This window comes from Bradyrhizobium barranii subsp. apii (genome assembly GCF_011516635.5).
Taxonomy (GTDB): domain Bacteria; phylum Pseudomonadota; class Alphaproteobacteria; order Rhizobiales; family Xanthobacteraceae; genus Bradyrhizobium; species Bradyrhizobium barranii.
This window is the reverse complement of record NZ_CP096255.1, coordinates 8980273-8999244: the sequence shown is the minus strand read 5'-3', so window position 1 is coordinate 8999244 and position 18972 is coordinate 8980273. Positions and strand designations below refer to the sequence as shown.

Here is an 18972-nt window from a genome sequence, read left to right as displayed (position 1 = left end):
GATGTCGGCGGAAGGGCTTGATTTCAGGACCATAATCTAATGATCACGGGCCTTCATGCAAGTCAGGCGTGGCTCTTGCGCCCGAAACAGGGCCTAATTCGGGACTTCTACGGTGGTTTCCACCGGCAGGGCGCCGCCCCGGACGCGAATCTCGCGGACGGGATAGGGAACCCGGGTGCCCTCGCGCTTGAAGGCCTCCCATAGCGCCAGCATCACGTCACTCTTGACGCCATCCATGCCGTCGGGGTCCGCGATCCAGAAGGTCAGCGAGAACTTCATCCCGGCTTCCGCGAACTCGGTCAGGATGCTGTTCGGCGGCTTGCCCTTCTGCGCGCGGGGATGGGCGGCCGCGGTCTCCGCGGCGAGCTTGCAAACCAGCCGCGGGTCGGCGTCGTAATTGGTGCCGAAGGCGATCTTCACCAGCGTGTTCTTGTCGGTATAGGTCCAGTTGACGACCTTCTGCGTCACCAGGTCCTCGTTCGGCACCAGGAATTCGCGGCCATCGCCGGCGGCGACGGAAATATAGCGCGTCTTCATCGCGCTGATGCGCCCGGTATTGTCGCCGATGGTGACGAGGTCGCCCGGCTTCACCGACTTGTCCGCGAGCAGGATGATGCCCGAGATGAAGTTGGCGACGATCTTCTGTAGGCCGATACCGATGCCGACGCCGACCGCGCCGGAGAACACCGCAAGCGCTGAGAGATCGATACCGACCGCGCCGAGCGCGATGACGATTGCGATGGCCAGCAGCCCGATCCGGATGATCTTGACCAGCAGCACCTGCACCGACGGGGTCAGATCGGTGGTCGAGTTGATCCGGCTCTCGGCGAAATTGCTGGCGATGTTGGTTGCCCAGAGCGCGATGAGCAGGAGCGCGCCGGCCTTGATCACCAGCAGCGGCGTCAGCCGCAGGCCGCCGAGCACGATCGCAAAGGAATCGAGCAGGTCGACCGTCGTGTCGAGCTGTCCGATGATGGACAGCGCCGCGACGAACCACGCCGAGATCGACACCAGCTTGACGATGAAGGCGTTGCGCAGCACCGAGGTCACGAGCCGGATCGCAAGCCAGGCCAGTCCCAGCTTGGCGGCGACCATCAGGAGATAGCTGCGGCTCGGCCAGGTCGCGTGATACATCACCACGCGGGAGAGGATCACCATCAGGGTGAACACCGCCGTCGAGGCGCTCGACACCATCACCCGGGCGAAGTGCCGGAGCGGCAGCGGCCAGTGTATCGCCAGCGACGTCATGTCGACGCGGTTGCGGACCCCGGCTTCCGCGGCATAGGCGATGCCGGCCGCGGCCAGGATCAGGCCGAATTGCAGGTAGAACCAGGGTGAGGAGATTTCCGCCCCGACGCTGCGCGCGGTGGTCTGCACGAACTCCATGAAGTCTTTGAGGTCCATGTCCATCGGTCTCGTCGGCAAGCAGGCGGGAGGATTTGATTCGAGGGCGGCGCAGAATTCCACAAAGGGCGCCGCCGGGCCATCGATACACCGCTAAGTGAAGCGCGTTAAGGCCGCAAAATACGGGCAGATTGCCGCGAGTGGGAGAAAATGGGTTGGCGTGGGAGTCTGCCGACGATAAGGATGCAATTCCAGCGATTTTTACCCGGAAGGTGGATGGCTTCCCTCGACTCTGTCAGCCTCGCCATATTGCTCGGCGCCGTCCTCGTCATGGCCGGTATCCTGTCGAGCCTGCTTGCTCTGCGCTTCGGCGCGCCCCTGCTGCTCGTCTTCCTTGCCATCGGCATGCTCGCGGGCGATTCTGGCCCCGGGCAGCTTCAGTTCGACGACGTCCGCACCACCTATCTGGTCGGCTCGGTGGCGCTGGCCCTGATCCTGTTCGACGGCGGCCTGAAGACGCGCTTTGCCAGCATCCGCACCGTGCTCGCGCCGTCCGTTGTGCTCGCGACCGTCGGGGTGCTTCTGACCGCGCTGATCACGGCGCCGTTCGCCAAATACGCGCTCGATCTCAACTGGACGGAATCGCTGCTGGTCGGTGCCGTCGTGGCCTCGACCGACGCGGCCGCGGTGTTCCTGCTGGTGCACACCCAGGGCCTGCGCCTGCGCCCGCGCGTCGGTGCGACGCTGGAGGCCGAATCCGGCACCAACGATCCCTTCGCGATCTTCCTCACCCTGATGCTGGTCGAATACATCTCGCTGGGATCGAGCTCGGCGGGCCATGTGGCGATGGAGTTCATCCAGGAGGCGGTGCTGGGCGCCGTCGTCGGCTTCCTCGGGGGACGTCTCGTCGTCGTCGCGCTCAACCGGGTTGCGCTGCCGCAGGGCCTGCATGCGCCGTTTGTCACGACCGCGGCGCTCGTGATCTTCGGCGGCTCGCAGATCATGCACGCCTCCGGATTCCTCGCGGTCTATCTCGCCGGCATCATCATCGGCAACCGCCCGACCCGCGCGCATAATTCCGTGGTGGCATTCCTGGATGCCGCGACGTGGCTGGCGCAGATCGTGATGTTCGTGCTGCTGGGCCTGCTGGTTTCGCCGAGCCGGCTCGGCACGAGCGTGCTGCCGGCGGTCGGGGTTGCGTTCGTCCTGATGCTGGTCGCGCGGCCGATCGCGGTGTTCGTGTGCCTGGCGCCGTTCCGCTTCAACTGGCGCGAAAAGATCTTCATCGCCTGGACCGGCCTGCGCGGTGCCGTCGCGATCTTCCTGGCGTCGATCCCGATGCTGGTCGGCCTGTCGAAGGCCTATCTTTATTTCGACGTCGCCTTCGTCGTCGTCATCATCTCACTGCTGCTGCAAGGCTGGACGCTTGCGCCCGCCGCGCGCAAGCTGCACGTGGCGCTGCCGCGCGCCGAGCGTGGTCCACGCCGCGTCGAGCTGGATCTGCCCGGCCAGCTCGAGCAGCAACTTGTCGGCTATCCGGTGCGGCCCAAGAGCCTGTATTTCCGCCGCGGTCTGATCCCGTCCTGGTCCAAGCCGACGCTGGTCATCCGCAATGAGAACATCTTGACCCCGACGGAAGCCGAGCCGATCGCGCCCGGCGACTACATCTATCTGCTGGCCCCGCCGGAAAAGGCCGAGTCGCTCGACCGCTTCTTCGTCGACATGCAGCCGAGCTCGGCGCCGGATCCGCATCTGCTCGGCGACTTCATGGTCTCCGGCGAGCACACGCTGGCCGAGCTTGCCGAGATCTACGGCGTGAAGGTCGGCGAGGATGACGGCAAGCTGACCCTCGCCGACTATTTCGACGTCCATCTCGACCGCGCGCCGAAGGAGGGCGCCGAGCTGCCGCTGGACGAGATCGTGCTGGTCGCGCGCAGCATCTCCGGCGGCCGCGTCAACGTCGTCGGCCTGCGTCTGCCGGAGGACGAGGAAACGCCCGCGCCGCTGACGCGCCGGCAGGCGCTGCGGCGCAAGCTCGCGGATTTGTGGACGTCGGTGGCGGGGGTTTAGCCCGCCCTATTCGTGAGAGCGCGGTATTTTGGTCCGACTGGTGCATCCGCACACCTCCGCTGACGAGGCGCACAGGATTGCCTTCGGCTTTTCACCGCCTGACGACCGGTACTTTGCAACGCGCTTGAGGGATGGGTTGGGTGAACGCGGGCGGACGCCCCACCGGTCAAGGACCGAGCGGCAGCAGCGCGCCGGGCAAGCTGCGGATCAGGTCGGCTTCGGGACATGCCGCGGCGAACGCAAGGCGAATGCGGCTCTTGGTCTCGACAACCCGGGCGGCGATTTTCAAGAGCCGAAGACGCAGCGTCGCGAACTCGGCAGTGGCCAATTCCCGGACTTTGGGAATGGCGTCGCGCACGGTCAGCATCAGCCAATAAGCGGCGGTATGGAGAACGAGGCGGACTTGATTGGCGAGCGCCGAACGGCAACTGGTGCGATCGGAGGCGAGCTGCGTCTTATGCAGCTTGATCAGATTCTCGGCTTGGCCGCGCGCGCAATACAGGCTGTCGTAGATCCACTCGGCCGAGCCGACATCGAGGCTGGTGACGACGAAGCGGATGTCGAGGCCGAGCATCGTCGCCTCAATACGGGCGACGGTGCGTCGTTCGCGATCCCAGGACTTTGCCTTGTGGCGCGTCTCGGTATAGCCGCGCAGAACCGGCAGGTTCTCGATGGCGCGTCGCGTGCGGATGTCGTCGGCGACCGCGTCGACTTTTCTGGCGAGCGGCTTGGTGCCGGACAGACCGAAGATGTAGTCGATGCCGTTGGTCTCGCACCACGCCATTGCCTCCGGCCGGGCATAGTGCCCGTCGCCACGGAACGTAATTCGCGTGTTGTGCCACCGCGTCCGGATATGCCGTACCAGGCGGCGCAGATGGGCACGCACCTCGACGCCGCCCGGCGTCTTGCCGGGCCGCAGCACGACCGCCACGGGCCGGCTCTTCTCCGTGTCGTAGACGTGGATCGGCAGGAAGCAGCGTTCGTCATAATGAGCGTTGAACAGCGAGAGCTGCTGATGGCCGTGGACGACATCGCAGGTATCATCGATGTCGAGCGTGACGGATGCCGGCTCGCGCGGGTAGCTATCCATCCATGCGTCGACCAAAGTGTAGGTCAGTCGGATCACGTCGCGCAGGCGCGGAGCATTCTCCAGGCGCGACAGCGTCGGTTGGGAACACAGATCGCGACCCGTGTCCGGCAGCCGTCCGCAGGCCAGCTTGAATGCGGGATCGGACCGCAGATGATCGAGGTCGTCGGCGTCCTCGTAGCCGCAGCAGATCGCGAACATGCGCGCGCGGAACATATCGACCAGGCTGTGCACGACCCGCGTCGGATCGCGCCGATCCGGGAACACCCGGGCCAAATTGTCGGCCAAGCCGAGACGCCGCTCGGCCATCGCCAGAAGCATCACGCCCCCGTTCGAGGTCAGCCGACCGCCATCGAAGGCAGCTGTGACTTTCTTGGCGTGAACGGCTGGAAACGAGAAGGGCAGAATCGTATCGTCGGTCATGGCGGGCGTGGTGTTCGCGGCTGAAGGTGATGGGGTTGGCTTTGCAACCGAATCCTACGCCGCATCAGCGCTTTACACCACGCTCGCCAGCCTCTCAGGCGCCCTCTGACGAATAAGACGGGTTAGCGCTCACCATTGCTTGCGCGCCGCCGCCACAACCTCGCTGTCATCGCCCGGCTTGACCGGGCGATCCAGTAATCCGAGACGATTGTGATTGAACCGAGAAGCCGCGGCGTACTGGATGCCCCGCCCCCGTGCGCAATTGCGCACTAGGCGGGGCATGACAGCGATGGTGGGGCGAGGTGTCTCGGCAAGCCGTCAGCGCCCCTCACGTCAACACCTTCACCCCGCCGAACGACGTCACCCGCCCCTGCTTCAGCATCACGATCTGCGTCGCGAGCTGGCGCAATTCGGCGGCGTCGTGGCTGACATAGACCATGGGGACATTGGCCTCGTCGCGCAGCCGCACCAGATAGGGCAGGATCTCCAGCTTGCGGCCCTCGTCGAGCGCGCCGAGCGGTTCGTCGAGCAGCAGCAGGCGCGGCCTCGACAGCAGTGCGCGCCCGAGCGCGACGCGCTGGCGTTCGCCGCCGGAGAGCTTTCCTGGACGGCGATCAAGGAGCGCGCCGATGTCGAGCAGCTCGATGATGCGCTTGTGCTGGGCCGGATCGGGCGTGAGGCCGTTCATCCGCCGGCCGTAGTCGAGATTTTGCGCGACGTTGAGATGCGGAAACAGCCGCGCGTCCTGGAATACGTAGCCGATGCGGCGGCGCCAGGTCGGGACATGGATGCCGGCGGCGGTATCGTCGACGGTCTCGCCGTCGATCACGATGGTGCCGCGGTCGGGCCGCAGCAAGCCTGCGATCATGTTGACCAGCGAGCTCTTGCCGGCGCCCGACGCGCCGAACAGGCCGATGACACGGCCTTCGCTGGTGAAGGTTGCGGAGAGCGAGAATTCGCCGAGCTGTTTTTCGATGTCGACGCGCAGCATGGTCAGTTCCCGTGCAGGCGTTTTGTGGCGCGGCGGGCGAACCATTCGGCGGCGATCAGCGCGCCGAGCGCGAGCACGATCGAGATGATCACGAGTCGTCCCGCGGCCGCATCGCCATCGGGCGTCTGGATCAGCGAGTAGATCGCCGAGGAAATCGTCTGGGTTTCGCCGGGAATGTTGGAGACGAAGGTGATGGTCGCGCCGAACTCGCCGATCGCCTTGGCAAAGCCCAGCACCATGCCGGCGAGCACGCCGGGCAGCGCCAGGGGTAGCGTCACCGTGAAGAACACTTTCCAGGGCGCCGCTCCCAGCGTCTCAGCCGCCTGCTCGAGCCGGCGATCGATCGCCTCGATCGACAGCCGCATCGGGCGCACCAGCAGCGGAAACGACATCAGGCCGCAGGCGAGCGCCGCCCCGGTCCAGCGAAACGCGAAGACGATACCGAGATAGTCGGCCAGAAATCCGCCGACGAGTCCCTTGCGACCGAAGGTGAGGAGCAGGAGATAGCCCGTAACGACAGGCGGCAGCACCAGCGGCAGATGCACGAGCGCATCGAGCACCGATTTGCCCCAGAAGTCATGGCGGGCAAGCAGCCATGCCAGCGCAATGCCGAACGGCGTTGCGACCAGCGTGGCGATGACGGCGACCCTGAGCGAGAGCAGGATCGCCGTCCATTCGGCGGGAGAGATCTCGAGCATCAAGTCGTAGATATCAAGTCGTCGGGCTGATCAGGAACTTGAAGCCGTATTTTTCCAAAATGGTCTTGGCCGCGGTCGAGCGCAGGAAGGCGAGGTAGTCGTTGGTCTCGGCCTTTGCGGTGGTCGTTGCTGCAACCGGATAGATGATCGCGGGATGCGAATCCGCCGGGAAGGTGCCGACGACCTTCACGCCGGGCTCGACCTTGGCGTCGGTCGAATAGACGATGCCGAGATTGGCCTCGCCGCGGGCGACCAGTGTCAGTGCAGCGCGCACGCTCTCGGCCATGGCGAATTTGGGCTCGGCGGCCTGCCAGGCGCCGAGCTTCTCCAGCGCCGCCTTGGCATATTTGCCGACCGGCACGGACTTGACGTCGCCGGTCGCGATCTTGCCGTCACCGGCGAGCTTGGCGAGGTCAAAGCCTTGCGCGATCGTGACGTTGTCGATCTTGGAGTCCTTCGGCGCGATCAGCACGATGCTGTTGCCGAGCAAATTGACGCGGGTCGGCTCGTTGATGGTCTTCTTGGAGATGGCGTAGTCCATCCAGTCGGTGTCGGCGGAGACGAACACGTCGGCCGGCGCGCCCTGCTCGATCTGCTTGGCAAGCACCGAGCTTGCGGCATAGCTGACGCTGAACTTGACGCCGGTCTTGGCGGTGTAGGCGGCGTCGATCTCGTCGAGCGCGTTCTTCATCGAGGCGGCGGCGAACACGGTGATGGTCTTGTCCTCGGCGGCGGCAGGCGAAAGGCTCGCGCTCGCGAGGAGGACGAAAGCGGTGAAAAGTCCGGCAATACGAATCATGGAGTGCGCTCCGTGCGAGTTCGCGCGCGCGAATGCACGCGCAAATCTGGCGTTGGGTGGGTTGGCGTGCGACGGGCGGAAGCGCTGTTCCACGTGTCCCCGCAACGGCTTACGGCCGGCGGGGATATCGCAGGTGCGAAGATAGCAGGCTAAGCCTTCAGGTCAAAGGCGGCCGTTTGTCCAACCAAGCGACTTATTGTGCCGGCAGGATCGCGATCGACAGCGAATTGTCCTTGGCGCCGCTGACCTGGAGCACGAAAGGCTGCGCCGACAGCTCGTATTTCATGGTCTTGCGGATGCCGTCGCAATCGGTCGCGCCGCTGAAGGCCACGGGCTTGAGGAAGTGCCCGTCCTGGACCACGTCCACCCAGGCCCCGGAGGACAGGCTGACGGTGTAGAGCCCGGCCTTCGGCGCCTTGATGCTGGTGAAGCCCGCGAAGGTGCCGTCCTTCGGCGCCCTTTCGGGCGGCGTCGGCAGCTTCGCGTCCGCGGGGGCCACCAGCCCCAGCGTGATGGCCGACGACGGCAAGGCCGCCTGCTCGCTCCCCGAGGCGAGCTTCGCGCGGTCCGGCGCGGTGAGCGCGGCGCGCTCGCGCTCGATCGGCCATTTGAACTTGTCGCAGCCGCTGGGCTCTTCGGCAGCCAGAGCGGTGGTCGCACCGAGCGAAAGCGCAGCGAGGAAGGTGAGGACGCGCATGTCAAATCTCATCGTTGGCCACGCGAAGATGCGGGGCTTGCGGTCATTGCTGAAAGGCGGGATGCGCGTCCCGACAGGGCCGCTCGGCTTACGGCAGAGCGGCAAGGCGATCCTAGCGCATTTCAGAGGATGGGAGCCAGTAATGACTCTGTCATCCCGGACAAGCGCAGCGAAGCGGAGCGCAGATCCGGGATCCATAGCCCCAGGGAGGAATTTGACGAAGACTCGGAGTTACCGCTTCGCTCAACCACCGCTCCCTGTGGTTATGGATCCCGGGCTCGCGCTTCGCGCGCCCCGGGACGACAGCGGTGGGTGAGGCGGCAGCTTGCCCAGCCAGCCGCCTATTGCTTCGCATCCACCGCGTGCAGCACCGCCTTGCAGGCCGCCGGCATCTGCGCCAGCGTCATCGGCGGCTTTGGCTTCGGCGGCTCCGGCGGAGGCTTCGGATGCAGCACGGCGTCGCTGAACCAGTAGGCGAGGTCGGACGGCTTGCAGCCTTCGTCCTCGGATTGCGACGACTGGCCTTCGCATTCGCTCGAGCCCGCCTGGCAGCGCATGCGGATGTGGAAGTGGTAGTCGTGGCCCCACCACGGCCGGATCTTCGACAGCCACGAGCGGTCGCCCTTGGCCTCGCGGCACAGCGCCTTCTTGATCGCGGGATTGACGAAGATGCGCTGCACTGCCGGCTCCTGCGCTGCGTCGCGCAGCACCAGCACATGAGCAGGCGTGAACACCTTGGGGTCGATGTCGAGCCGGTCCTGGCGCACCATCATCACCGCCGACATGTCCTCGCGCTCCTCGCGTGACAAACGACGGTCCGGCATCGGCGTCAGCCAGATGTCGGCATCCAGGCCAATTTGATGGCTGGCATGGCCTGACAGTGCCGGCCCGCCGCGCGGCTGGGCGATGTCGCCGACCAGAATGCCCGGCCATCCCGCGTCCTTGTGCGCCCTGGCCGCGAGCCGCTTGATCAGCGCGATCATGTCGGGATGACCGTAATTGCGGTTACGCGACAGCCGCATCACCTGCCAATTGTCGCCGTTGAGCGGCATCTGCATGGCGCCGCCGATACAGCCCTTGGTGTAGGAGCCGATGACATGAGCCGTTCCCTTCGACGGCAGCAGCTTTCGCGCGAACAGCTCCTTGGCGCCGATGCTGGGATCGTTTGGGTTGGCGAGCGGCGGTAGCGGCTTTGGGTTGACGCTGCCCTTGTCCTGGGCCAGCGCGGCGCCGGCGGTCAGGAACGTCATGACAAGCAGGAGAGGGGCGAGGCGGCGGGGACTCATGCTGTCATCCTTATAACGCAACGCTGCGTCAGGGTTAAGAAACAGTCCTTCGGCCGAAATATTGTCCGAAAGTCGCAGTTCCCTACGCGCGGCCGGCCGATTTTTAACGACGCGATAACCCTCTCGTGCATTGACCAAAATTCGTGCGTGGGAGGCGTGCTCCCAGCCCTCTGTATGCATTCGCGCGCGATCTCGGAAATGATTCAAGGCAGCGCGCAATTTTGCGCCATCGCGTTCTCCGATGACGACGATGTGATGGGCTTGGCGCGCCCGGCGGCGCTGTCGCGCCGCGCAAAGCGGCAATGAGGGCTGCTTTCCTGAGGCCACCAGACTGTGCGATCGATCGACAAGCCACCCAAGATTACTTTTTTTCAGACACTTGCCCCAAAACTTGCGGCCACTGGGCGCGACTGGGACGCATAGAGTTGAGTTTGGGGTCTCGAAAAACAGCAAAGCGAAAGGGAGGCGTGCTCGCCCGGGCTCGCCGACAGCCGCGCAAGCCGCGCTTTGCGCGCGCGCCTCAACCCGTTTCCGAACGCGACGAACTCCTGCGCCGCCGCGCCGAGGCGGAAGCCGCGATTGCCGAGGCCCGCAAATCCCATGAGCGCCTGCGCCAGGCCATCGACCTCCTGCCGCAAGGCATCGTGTTTCTCGATGCCGAAGGCCGTTACGTGCTCTGGAATAGGAAATACGCCGAGATCTACAGCAAGACCGCCGATCTGTTCGAGGAAGGCGCGCGCCTCGAGGACACGCTGCGCATCGGCGTCGCGCGTGGCGACTATCCCGAGGCCGTCGGCCATGAGGACGAGTGGATCGCCGAGCGGCTGCAGAAGCTCTATCAGCCCGGCGCGCGCCACGAGCAGATGCTCGCGGACGGCCGCGTCATCCTGATCGACGAACGGCTGACCGACGACGGCGGCGTGGTCGGCCTGCGCGTCGACATCACCGAGCTGAAGCAGCGCGAGGCCTCGTTCCGCCTGCTGTTCGACGGCAATCCCGTCCCCATGATCGTCTGTGCGCTCGACGACGAGCGCATTCTCGGCGTCAACGATGCCGCGATTTCCCATTACGGCTATAGCCGCGCCGAGTTCGAGAAGCTGAAGATCCGCTCGTTGCAGGCTTTCGACAGCGAGCCGCCCTGGACCACCGATCGCTCCAGCGAGGAGCAGGCCGCACGCACCTGGAAGCACGTCAAGGCCAACGGCGCGCTGATCGACCTTGCGATCTATTCCCGCGAATTGACCTATGCCGATCGGCCCGCGGTGCTGCTGGCGCTGATGGACATCACCGAACGCAAGCGCGCCGAGGCGCGGCTCGCCTTCATGGCCCAGCATGACGGGCTGACCGGCCTGCCGAACCGCAATCTGCTGCGCCAGCAGGTGGACGAGATGCTGCTGCATATGCGGCGCAGCTCCGACAAGGTCGCGCTGCTGATGCTGGGGCTGGACAATTTCAAGGCGGTCAACGACACGCTGGGACATGCGGTCGGCGACAAGCTGCTGCGCGGCGTCGCCAAGCGGCTGCGCTCGACCTTGCGCGAGGAGGACGCGCTGGCGCGGCTCAATTCCGACGAGTTCGCGATCGTGCAGAGCGGGCTGACGCGTCCCGAGGACGCGGTGATGCTGGCCAAGCGCTTGCTGGAAGCCATCGCCGATCCCTATCTGCTCGACGGCCATTCCGTGGTGATCGGCGCCTCCATCGGCATCGCGATGGCGCCCGGCGACGGCGATGATTCCGAAAAACTGCTCAAGAGCGCCGACATGGCACTGTCGCGCGCCAAGGCCGATGCCCGCGGCACCTTTGCGTTCTTCGAGGCCGCGCTCGATGCCAGGGCGCAGAGCCGCCGCAAGATCGAGGTCGAGCTGCGCGACGCGATCCAGAATGACGTGCTGCGCCCTTATTACCAGCCGCTGATCGACCTCCAGAGCGGCCGCATCACCGGCTTCGAGGCGCTGGTGCGCTGGCCGCATGCCGAGCGCGGCATGATCTCGCCGGCCGAGTTCATTCCGGTCGCCGAGGAAACCGGGCTGATCAATCCGCTCGGCGGCCTGATGCTGCGCCGGGCGTGCCTGGATGCCGCGACCTGGCCGGACGATGTCCGCGTCGCCGTCAACCTGTCGCCGCTCCAGTTCCGCAGCGGCAATCTGCTTTCGGTTGTCACGGACGCGCTGAAACATTCCGGCCTGCCGGCGCGGCGGCTGGAGCTCGAGATCACCGAGACGTTGCTGCTCGAAAAGAGCGCGCAGGTGCTGGCGACGCTGCATGCGCTGCGCGCGCTCGGCGTCCGCATCTCGATGGACGATTTCGGTACCGGCTATTCCAGCCTCAGCTATTTGCGCAGCTTTCCCTTCGACAAGATCAAGATCGACCAGTCCTTCGTGCGCGATCTCGGCGCCAACCGCGAGGCCCAGGCGATCATCCGCTCCATCGTAAGCCTCGGCAAAGGCCTTGGTGTCACCATCACCGCCGAGGGCGTCGAGACCGAAGCCGAGCTGAGCTGCCTCCGCGCTGAGGGCTGCGACGAGGGCCAGGGCTTTCTGTTCAGCAAGGCCCGGCCGAATGCCGAGATCATCAGCCTGCTCGCCGCCCAGCGCGGCATCGATGGTGGCGAGAAGGCTGCGATGGTGGCGTAAGGCGGGCTGCCCCTTACCTCGCCCCGCTTGCGGGGAGAGGTCGGGATGCGCGCGTAGCGCGGATTCCGGGTGAGGGGGGACAGGTCCTTCAACGACCGCCCGTGTGGAGAGATGCCCCTCATCCCAACCCTCTCAGCGCGAGCGAAGCTCGTCGCGGCCCCGTAAGAACGGGGCGAGGGAGTGCAGCCTCATCGCGGCTGCTGCCCATCACCCCTCCGCCAAAATCGCCTTCCCCACATCCTCATAATGCGTATCCCGCGCCTGGATCTGCTGCGCGATCGCGTGCATGTCGCGAAAGCGCCGTTCGAACGGATTGCTGCGGAACACCGCAGTCGCGCCGGCCATGTGATAGGCGGCGTCGACCACCTTGGCCGATTGATGGATGGTCCAGGTCGCGGCGAGGCGAACGGCGCTGCGATGCGCCGGGCTGAATTGGCCGGTCGCGCAGAGGTCGCGCCACATCGCATTCGCCGTCGCATAGAGATAGGCGCGCGCAGCGCGTAAGTCGCCCTCGGTGCGGCCGATCAGGCCCTGGACCGCCTGGTCGTCGCGCATGGCGCTCGCTGCCAGCGACTGGTGCTTTGCCCGCGACAAAGCGATGGCGGCATCCAGCGTCGCGCGCGCGACGCCCAGCGAGACCGCGGCAAACCCGAGGCTGAAGGTCGATCCGGTGCCGATCCTGTAGAGCGGACCCGTCTCGCGCAGCGCGGACGGCACGTCGCGGAACGCGGTGAAGCGCTCGGGGATGAAGAGGTCGCTCACCTCATAGGAATCCGTGCCCGTGCCGGCGAGCCCGATCGCCTGCCAGACGTCATGCAGCACCGCGCTCGAAACCGGAAACAGGATGGTGCGAACCTCCGGCGAGCCGTCGGAATTTTTGCGCGGCGTCCCGTCGGCTCCGACGATGCGGACATGCGCCCCCAGCCAGCTCGCCTGCCGCGAGCCCGAGGCAAAATCCCAGCGCGCCGTGACGCGATAGCCACCCTCGACCGCACGCGCCTCATGCGCGATCGCGCCCCAGGCAAGGATGCCGGGCGGTGTGTCGAAGATCTCGTGCGCGGTGCCGGGATCGAGCGAAGCTGCGATCATCGCGCAGACGCTGCATTGGCCGAGGCACCAGGCCGTCGAGGCATCCGCCTTCGCGATCTCCGCCTGCATCTGCATGAAGGTTTCGATGGGGGCTTCCGCACCGCCGAGACTTTGTGGTAGCAGCGCGCGATAGAACCCGTTCTCGATCAGCGCGGAGACGACGGGTGCAGTGAGCTTGCGTCCCCGTTCGATGTCATCGGCCTCACGCGCAATCAGGGGTGCAATAGCTTGCGCCCGTTCGATCAGACCCAGGCAGGGAGTCACATTCATGCGCTTCCTCGCCGCTTTGTCGCAAGCGGTATGGAAGCCATGGTGGTCTATTCGATGATGAGGATCAAGCTTGTGAAGCGCCTCGCCCGGAGGACGCCTAGTCGCTGCTCGTTACTGCGGCGGGCGCTGGCGCTGCGGTGTCGTGAGACATTTGCTCGCGTTGCTGCTGCTGCTGAACGACCTCGTCGGGCCAACCATGCGAGCGCAAGCGATCGGCATCGATCTTCCCGAGGCTCGTTTCGGGATTATGCACGACCACATTGTTTGCGATCCGCATCTGGCAATCTCCGTCTAGAGGTTTGTTCTTGCAGCGAAATCGTTAAATATCCTAGTCCAACTGCGGCTCACCTTCAAGACTGGCCGTCCATCAGGGAACCGTGGGAACTACGGGATCGGCGTGGCCGCCCGCCTGTCCAATAATCTGAAGCATGTCGAAAACGCATTGTTGGGCCAGCTTTTGTGCCTCTTGCCCGATTTCCTCACCACTAGTGTCGTTTTCGTCGCTCTCATTGGGTTCGCAATCGCTGATATTTGATGCCTCGTTATCGGAGCCCAGCGTGATGACGCCGAGTACGGCCCCCGGCTCGGTATCGAGCTCGCCGCCCGTGGCATCGGGGCCCCCCTGGTGAAACACCGGCAGCGCAAGCACCCATTTCGAGTTGAGTGCGCCCGACGATGCCGGCCTGATCAGGGATTTGCTCTTCGGGTCGTTCTTCCAGGCGATGATTTGACGCTGCAGGAATGCGGCTCCGGCGACCCCGCCTCCGAGCGGCACGTCGTACGTTTTGTCGGCCGGTATGGGCCCGTTCGTGAGCGCGGGCCGCAGCCGGATCTGGTCTGAATCGTACAGCATCAGGAAAGCGGTCTGCCGCTCGCCCTGGTCGAAACCCACCTTGAAGCGCGCCATGAGAATTCGCGCCAGCTGGTCGAAGCGGCTCTGGCACTTTGTGACGATGTTTGGTTCGCAAGAGCCGTCGAGCAGGCGGGCGAGCATCTTTCGATAGGCGACGGTGCGTGCGCAAATCCTCTTGTGGGCGCGAGGATCGGGCACACTCCATTGCAGGCTGTAAGTGCATCCCGGGATCGGATGATCAATCTCCAGGACCCAGGTCCGGCTTTCCGTTTTATAGGTCAGCTCTCGGGCTTCTTCTTTCGCGAGATCGTTGTCGGGCACATACTGCACTGGAGGCTGTCTACGCCTCGCTCGGTGTTCCGGCAGGTACTCGAGTGGAAAATCCGGAATCGCAGGGTGCCGGCGACAGCGCGGCCTTGGCGTGATGCCGTCGAGTTGCGGCGGAAACGTCACCCGCATGGTCAATTTCTCGACGGGATAGCTGATGTGAGAGCCAACTTCTTCGAAGCCGTAGTCGGGATTGCTCAAACTGTAGCCCTGACCGCGCGACCGCTGCTCGACCTCCCACAGGCTCATTGCGATGCTGTTAGCGGCGGCCTCGCGAAGGGCAAAAGTAAGGGGCTGTGAGCCGTTGCGGAGCGGCTCCTGGAAGTTCACCCAATAGAAGCAGTCTGCCGGAAGATCGGGCGCGTCCAGGGCATAATTCGTCTTGTTGTCGTCGCGCCAGCACAGGCTGACGGCATCGCTGCCTTCCTCGACCTGGACGTCCAGCCGCGTATCGTGAGGCGCAAGAGTGACGTGCGAAACGATGCCCGGCAGGACCATGGCGTTGTCGAGCACCCTCAATTGCGAGGTCTTGTCGAGACTGCGCAGGTGACCCACCTCGTCGATCTCCAGTTCCGAGATCCACTCGTCCGCGGCAATCATCGTTCGTTCGACCGAGCGTGCAAAGGCACGGCGCTTGAGCATGTCGATCGGTTCGCGATACTTCCGATCGGGGTGCCTGACGCCCTCCAGAAACGTCTGTATCGTCAACCGGCCGTTGGGCTCGGTCTCGATGCTGCGAAGGGTGTTGTCGGACGGCGACTCGTCCTGCTTGGCGGTGCTGCCGCCGGCTAGGACGAGGACGGGATGGCCTTTCGCATCGTCGGCGCGCAGCTCGACGCGGGCAAATTGCTGAAGATGCTTGTGACCGTGCAGGATCAGGTCGAATCTCTGACGTTGCAGCTCGTGGATGAGGTCGCCGCCGTTCTTCAGGATCAGGAAAGGTTCGAGCTTTGCTTCCTTTCCCCGGCGAACCACCGACTTGTCGCGAAGAGCGATCGGCATCGGGTGATGATGCAGGACGGCGATTTTCAGCAGCTTGCCGCCATTGGCTGCCGGGCCATTCTCGCGCGCTCCGCAGCAGGGGCAGGCATCGAGGACGTCGGATGTGTCGATCCTGTCGATCTGACCTCCACCGATCGCTCCGGTCGCGAAGGTAAATTGGCGAAGCAGCGGGTTGTTGGAATCGAGGCATGTGATCAATGTCTGATCGTGAATGCTGCGAGTTGGCCATTGCCTGCGGGCGCGACGATAGTCGCAACTCTGGACGCGGCCGTCGCACTTGTCGGTCCAGGTCTCAACCCAGAGCCAGTTCCGTGGCCTCATTCGTCTGAGGCGCGGAAGCTTCGTCCAGCGCAGCGTTTCGTTGTTGAGCCCCAACCTGAAGGAGAGCCCCGACTGGAGCTTGCTCCGAAGGTTGGCTGTCTCGTGAAACATCACGCGGTCGAACCATTTCCGGCTGAAGGGGTGAATGATGTTGCCGAAGTCGAGCAGGTCGTGATTTCCCGGCACGACGAAGAATTCGGTGCCCGGACCGCACTCCTTGCAAAGATCCTCCAGTTCGCTCTTGGCGGCGAGCAGCAGCAGGGGGGCGGGGTGGTCGACAAAGTCGCCCGACGCAATGATGGTCTTGGGACCAAACCCGATGATTTCGGTGCGGATCCGCTTCCAGATATCGACGTCGAAGGTGCTTCCGAAATGAATGTCTGAAATATGGGCGATGCGGGCCATCTAAGGTTCCTCCCCGCCGGTCATCGTAACGCTGCCGACTATAGGCGGGGTTGCAAATACCCGTAAAGGTAGAATCTGCTGCTCGATCGTGTCGGTGTCACGTGCAATCGGCGCTGCGGGCGTTGCCTCGTCAGGCCGCAGCGCGGCCAAGGTCGAGCGCTTGCCTGCGCTTGGTCGGGAAGCTCAGCGCCACTGCTACGGCGGCAAGCCCGATCGCGAAGGAGCCGGCGTGCAGCCATGTGTAGCGCTGGAAATTGTCGAACACGAGCCCACCGGCCCACGGACCCAGCGCCATGCCGAGGCTGGCAAAGGCCGACACTGCGCCGAACACGGTGCCCATGATGCGCGCGCCGAAGTACTCGCGGACCAGCACCGCATAGAGCGGCATCACCCCGCCATAGGCGAGGCCGAACACGACCGAGAGCGCGTAGAATTCGCCGAGCTGCGCCACCGCGAGATAGGTCGCGATGCACATCGCCTGCACGAACAGGCCGCCGACCAGCACAGGCTTTGCGCCGATGCGATCGGCAGCCGCACCCAGCAGCAGGCGCCCGCCGAGCCCGGAGACGCCGGCGACGCCGTAGACCGTCACCGCCGTGAGCGGGGCGATGCCGCACACCATCGCATAGGACACCATGTGAAAGATCGGACCGGAATGCGCCGCGCAGCAGGCGAAATGCGCGGCTGCGAGCGCGATGAATTGCGGCGTGCGCAGCGCCTGCGCCGCAGTCAGCTCGATCTCCGGTGCCGCGTCGGTGCTTGCCGGGCCAGTCGTTTGCGGCGCCGGTCGCACCAGGAAGCAGGCCGGGATCAGCAGCGCCCACGCCGCACAGCCAATCACCAGCATCGCGGTGCGCCAGTCATAGGCCGAGATCAGCCAGCTTGCGGTCGGCGCAATCGTCACCGGCGACACGCCCATGCCGGCGGAGACCAGCGCCACCGCGAGGCTGCGGTTCTTCTCGATCCAGGCGCTCGCGAGCGCCATCATCGGCGCGTAGAAGCTGCCGGCAGCGACGCCGATCAGCACGCCGAAGAACAGCTGGAATTGCCACAGGCTGGTTGCCTGGCTCGCAGTCACGAGACCGAGACCCAGCAGCAGGCTTCCGGCGAGCACCACGATGCGCGTGCCAAACCGGTCCGACAGCGTGCCCCAGAAGAACGCGGCAACGCCCATGCAGAGGAAATCCAGCGTCGCCGCCGCCGACACGCCCGCGCGTGACCAGCCCATCGCTTCGGAGATCGGCTGCAGGAAGACCGCAAGCGACAGCATCGTGCCGAAGCCGACACAGGTCATCAGCGCTCCCGCGGCGACAACGACCCAGCCATAGCCGAACCCTGACGGCTTGCTCATGCGTTTCCTCGGCGCTTTTGCTCTTGTTGATGGCGCGCGCGGGGATGGTGGCCCATCTGTCGGCGGAGGGCAAGGTTACGCGCAATGCGCGGGTATCGAGCTCGTTACCTTGCAGCTGCCTTGAGCAGCGGCACGCGCCATGGGCCGCCGCAACGTCGATTTAGGAGGTGTTTTGTGCAGCAGTTTCGCTGCCCCCGCGTGCCTGTTGCATTTGCCCCGGCCACCCGTACGCCGAGATCAGGCTCATGTAGGCCTCAAAATCCGTGCCGGTCATATTGAGGGAGCGGCTGCACTGTTGGAGGGCTTCTTCATATTGACGGAGGTGCAAGTGTGCGACGCAGAGAAGCCGCGCTGCGATGGTATCCTGCAAGACGGCCAGGTTTGCGAGGTCGCCGTCGAACCGATCCGACCAGATGTCACGGGCGGTCTGCAGGTCGGTCAGAGATACGTTGACCCGCACCTGGTCTCCGTTGCGTCTCACCGCGCCCCGCACGGCCCAGCGGACGCGGAGATCCGTCCCGAGCTGCTGCAAATCGACCACATTCTTCTTGTAGGTCAAGGCGGTGTCGCGTCCAACAACGAGAGTGGCGGGCGTTCGCGCGAGATCGGTGGTCAAGCCTGTCGAGATCAAGTCGGCAAAGGAGTCCTGCGCCGGACCGTCGTTGAGGCTGGCGAAGGGCAACACGACGAGAGAGAGGCGAGGCGCGATCTCGGGCCTGACTGTCGGTTGTGCCGGGATATTTTGAGCTTCCCGTTGTGCGTCGGTACGGACTGTCTTCCAGGCATTCCAGTATCCGGCAACGCCACCGGCAATTGCGCCGATGGCGGCGACCGACGCCAGCACGCTGCCGACGAGCTTCAAACGGCCCCTGAGGTCCTCCAGCCAGCCTGCGGATCGCCGTTCGCCAACAGCGTTTGCAGAGGCCACCGGGATCGCAACTGCTGCCGTGCTTCCTGGTTGCCGATCCTCATCGTGCACGGCGCCCACGAAACGAAAGCCCTTGCGTGGAAATGTCTTGATAAGACGTTGTTGCTGACCGGAGTCACCGATCGCGCGCCGGACGGCGTTCAGCCGGGTCGTGAGCGCCGCATCGGATACGATCCGGCCATTCCAAATCGCGTTGACGAGATCGTCCTTGCTGACGACGCGATCCCTGCTGCGGATCAGATGTTCGAGCAGATCGAGAACCTGGGGTGTCGTGGGCACCACATCGAGCCCGCGCCGCAATTCGCGCCGCTCGGTGTCCAACGCACAGTCCTCGAAGAAATAGCGCATGGCACCATTCTCCAAGCCTGCCCTCTATTCTCCGAGGGCGCGGGAGCAAT

General features: G+C 64.8%; 15 protein-coding genes. 4 read left to right on the top strand and 11 right to left on the bottom strand.

The window, feature by feature from the left end:
* Positions 1-93: 93 nt before the first annotated feature.
* Positions 94-1410 (bottom strand): mechanosensitive ion channel family protein, encoded by a 1317-nt coding sequence (locus HAP41_RS43035; protein WP_166075637.1) that lies wholly within the window; start codon positions 1408-1410, stop codon positions 94-96.
* 210 nt (positions 1411-1620) lie between these two features.
* Between HAP41_RS43035 and HAP41_RS43030 the strand changes: the two genes are divergently transcribed.
* The gene (locus HAP41_RS43030; protein WP_166075672.1) at positions 1621-3414 is read left to right on the top strand and encodes a potassium/proton antiporter; all 1794 of its coding nucleotides are present in this window, start codon (positions 1621-1623) and stop codon (positions 3412-3414) included.
* A 166-nt stretch (positions 3415-3580) separates the two neighbouring features.
* Here HAP41_RS43030 and HAP41_RS43025 read toward each other — a convergent pair whose 3' ends face one another.
* The 6 genes from HAP41_RS43025 to mepA all read right to left on the bottom strand — a co-directional run bounded on the left by HAP41_RS43025 (position 3581) and on the right by mepA (position 9395).
* Positions 3581-4924: an IS1380 family transposase gene (locus HAP41_RS43025; protein ID WP_166053720.1), complete on the bottom strand. Its 1344-nt coding sequence runs from the start codon at positions 4922-4924 to the stop codon at positions 3581-3583.
* Positions 4925-5252: 328 nt separating this feature from the next.
* Positions 5253-5915 (bottom strand): molybdenum ABC transporter ATP-binding protein, encoded by a 663-nt coding sequence (gene modC / locus HAP41_RS43020; RefSeq protein ID WP_166075700.1) that lies wholly within the window; start codon positions 5913-5915, stop codon positions 5253-5255.
* A 2-nt stretch (positions 5916-5917) separates the two neighbouring features.
* Entirely contained in the window at positions 5918-6613 is a 696-nt protein-coding gene (gene modB / locus HAP41_RS43015) for a molybdate ABC transporter permease subunit (RefSeq protein ID WP_166075717.1), read from the bottom strand.
* Between the two features lie 13 nt (positions 6614-6626).
* A complete protein-coding gene (modA, locus tag HAP41_RS43010) occupies positions 6627-7412 on the bottom strand; it encodes a molybdate ABC transporter substrate-binding protein (RefSeq protein WP_071916937.1) in 786 nt (261 codons plus the stop codon).
* 193 nt (positions 7413-7605) lie between these two features.
* Positions 7606-8109, bottom strand: a complete 504-nt coding sequence (locus HAP41_RS43005) for a hypothetical protein (protein ID WP_166075785.1) — start codon at positions 8107-8109, stop codon at positions 7606-7608.
* A 341-nt stretch (positions 8110-8450) separates the two neighbouring features.
* The gene (gene mepA / locus HAP41_RS43000) at positions 8451-9395 is read right to left on the bottom strand and encodes a penicillin-insensitive murein endopeptidase (protein WP_166075809.1); all 945 of its coding nucleotides are present in this window, start codon (positions 9393-9395) and stop codon (positions 8451-8453) included.
* A gap of 174 nt (positions 9396-9569) precedes the next feature.
* Here mepA and HAP41_RS50185 point away from each other — a divergent pair, with 174 nt between their 5' ends.
* Both HAP41_RS50185 and HAP41_RS42995 read left to right on the top strand, forming a co-directional pair.
* Positions 9570-9701, top strand: a complete 132-nt coding sequence (locus tag HAP41_RS50185) for a hypothetical protein (protein ID WP_256478468.1) — start codon at positions 9570-9572, stop codon at positions 9699-9701.
* A gap of 161 nt (positions 9702-9862) precedes the next feature.
* Positions 9863-12028, top strand: coding sequence for a putative bifunctional diguanylate cyclase/phosphodiesterase (locus tag HAP41_RS42995; RefSeq protein ID WP_166075861.1), 2166 nt, complete (start codon positions 9863-9865; stop codon positions 12026-12028).
* 207 nt (positions 12029-12235) lie between these two features.
* Here the strand turns inward: HAP41_RS42995 and HAP41_RS42990 are convergent, their stop codons facing one another.
* Positions 12236-13387, bottom strand: a complete 1152-nt coding sequence (locus HAP41_RS42990) for an acyl-CoA dehydrogenase family protein (protein WP_166075885.1) — start codon at positions 13385-13387, stop codon at positions 12236-12238.
* Between the two features lie 160 nt (positions 13388-13547).
* Here HAP41_RS42990 and HAP41_RS50180 point away from each other — a divergent pair, with 160 nt between their 5' ends.
* Complete coding sequence (locus HAP41_RS50180) at positions 13548-13682, top strand: hypothetical protein (RefSeq protein ID WP_256461611.1); 135 nt, start codon at positions 13548-13550, stop codon at positions 13680-13682.
* A gap of 72 nt (positions 13683-13754) precedes the next feature.
* Here the strand turns inward: HAP41_RS50180 and HAP41_RS42985 are convergent, their stop codons facing one another.
* The 3 genes from HAP41_RS42985 to HAP41_RS42975 form a co-directional block, all read right to left on the bottom strand.
* On the bottom strand, positions 13755-16295 hold the full coding sequence (locus tag HAP41_RS42985) for a metallophosphoesterase (RefSeq protein WP_166075908.1): 2541 nt from the start codon (positions 16293-16295) through the stop codon (positions 13755-13757).
* Positions 16296-16425: 130 nt separating this feature from the next.
* On the bottom strand, positions 16426-17646 hold the full coding sequence (locus HAP41_RS42980) for an MFS transporter (protein ID WP_166075927.1): 1221 nt from the start codon (positions 17644-17646) through the stop codon (positions 16426-16428).
* A gap of 160 nt (positions 17647-17806) precedes the next feature.
* A complete protein-coding gene (locus HAP41_RS42975) occupies positions 17807-18922 on the bottom strand; it encodes a winged helix-turn-helix domain-containing protein (protein ID WP_166075958.1) in 1116 nt (371 codons plus the stop codon).
* Between the last annotated feature and the right edge of the window lie 50 nt (positions 18923-18972).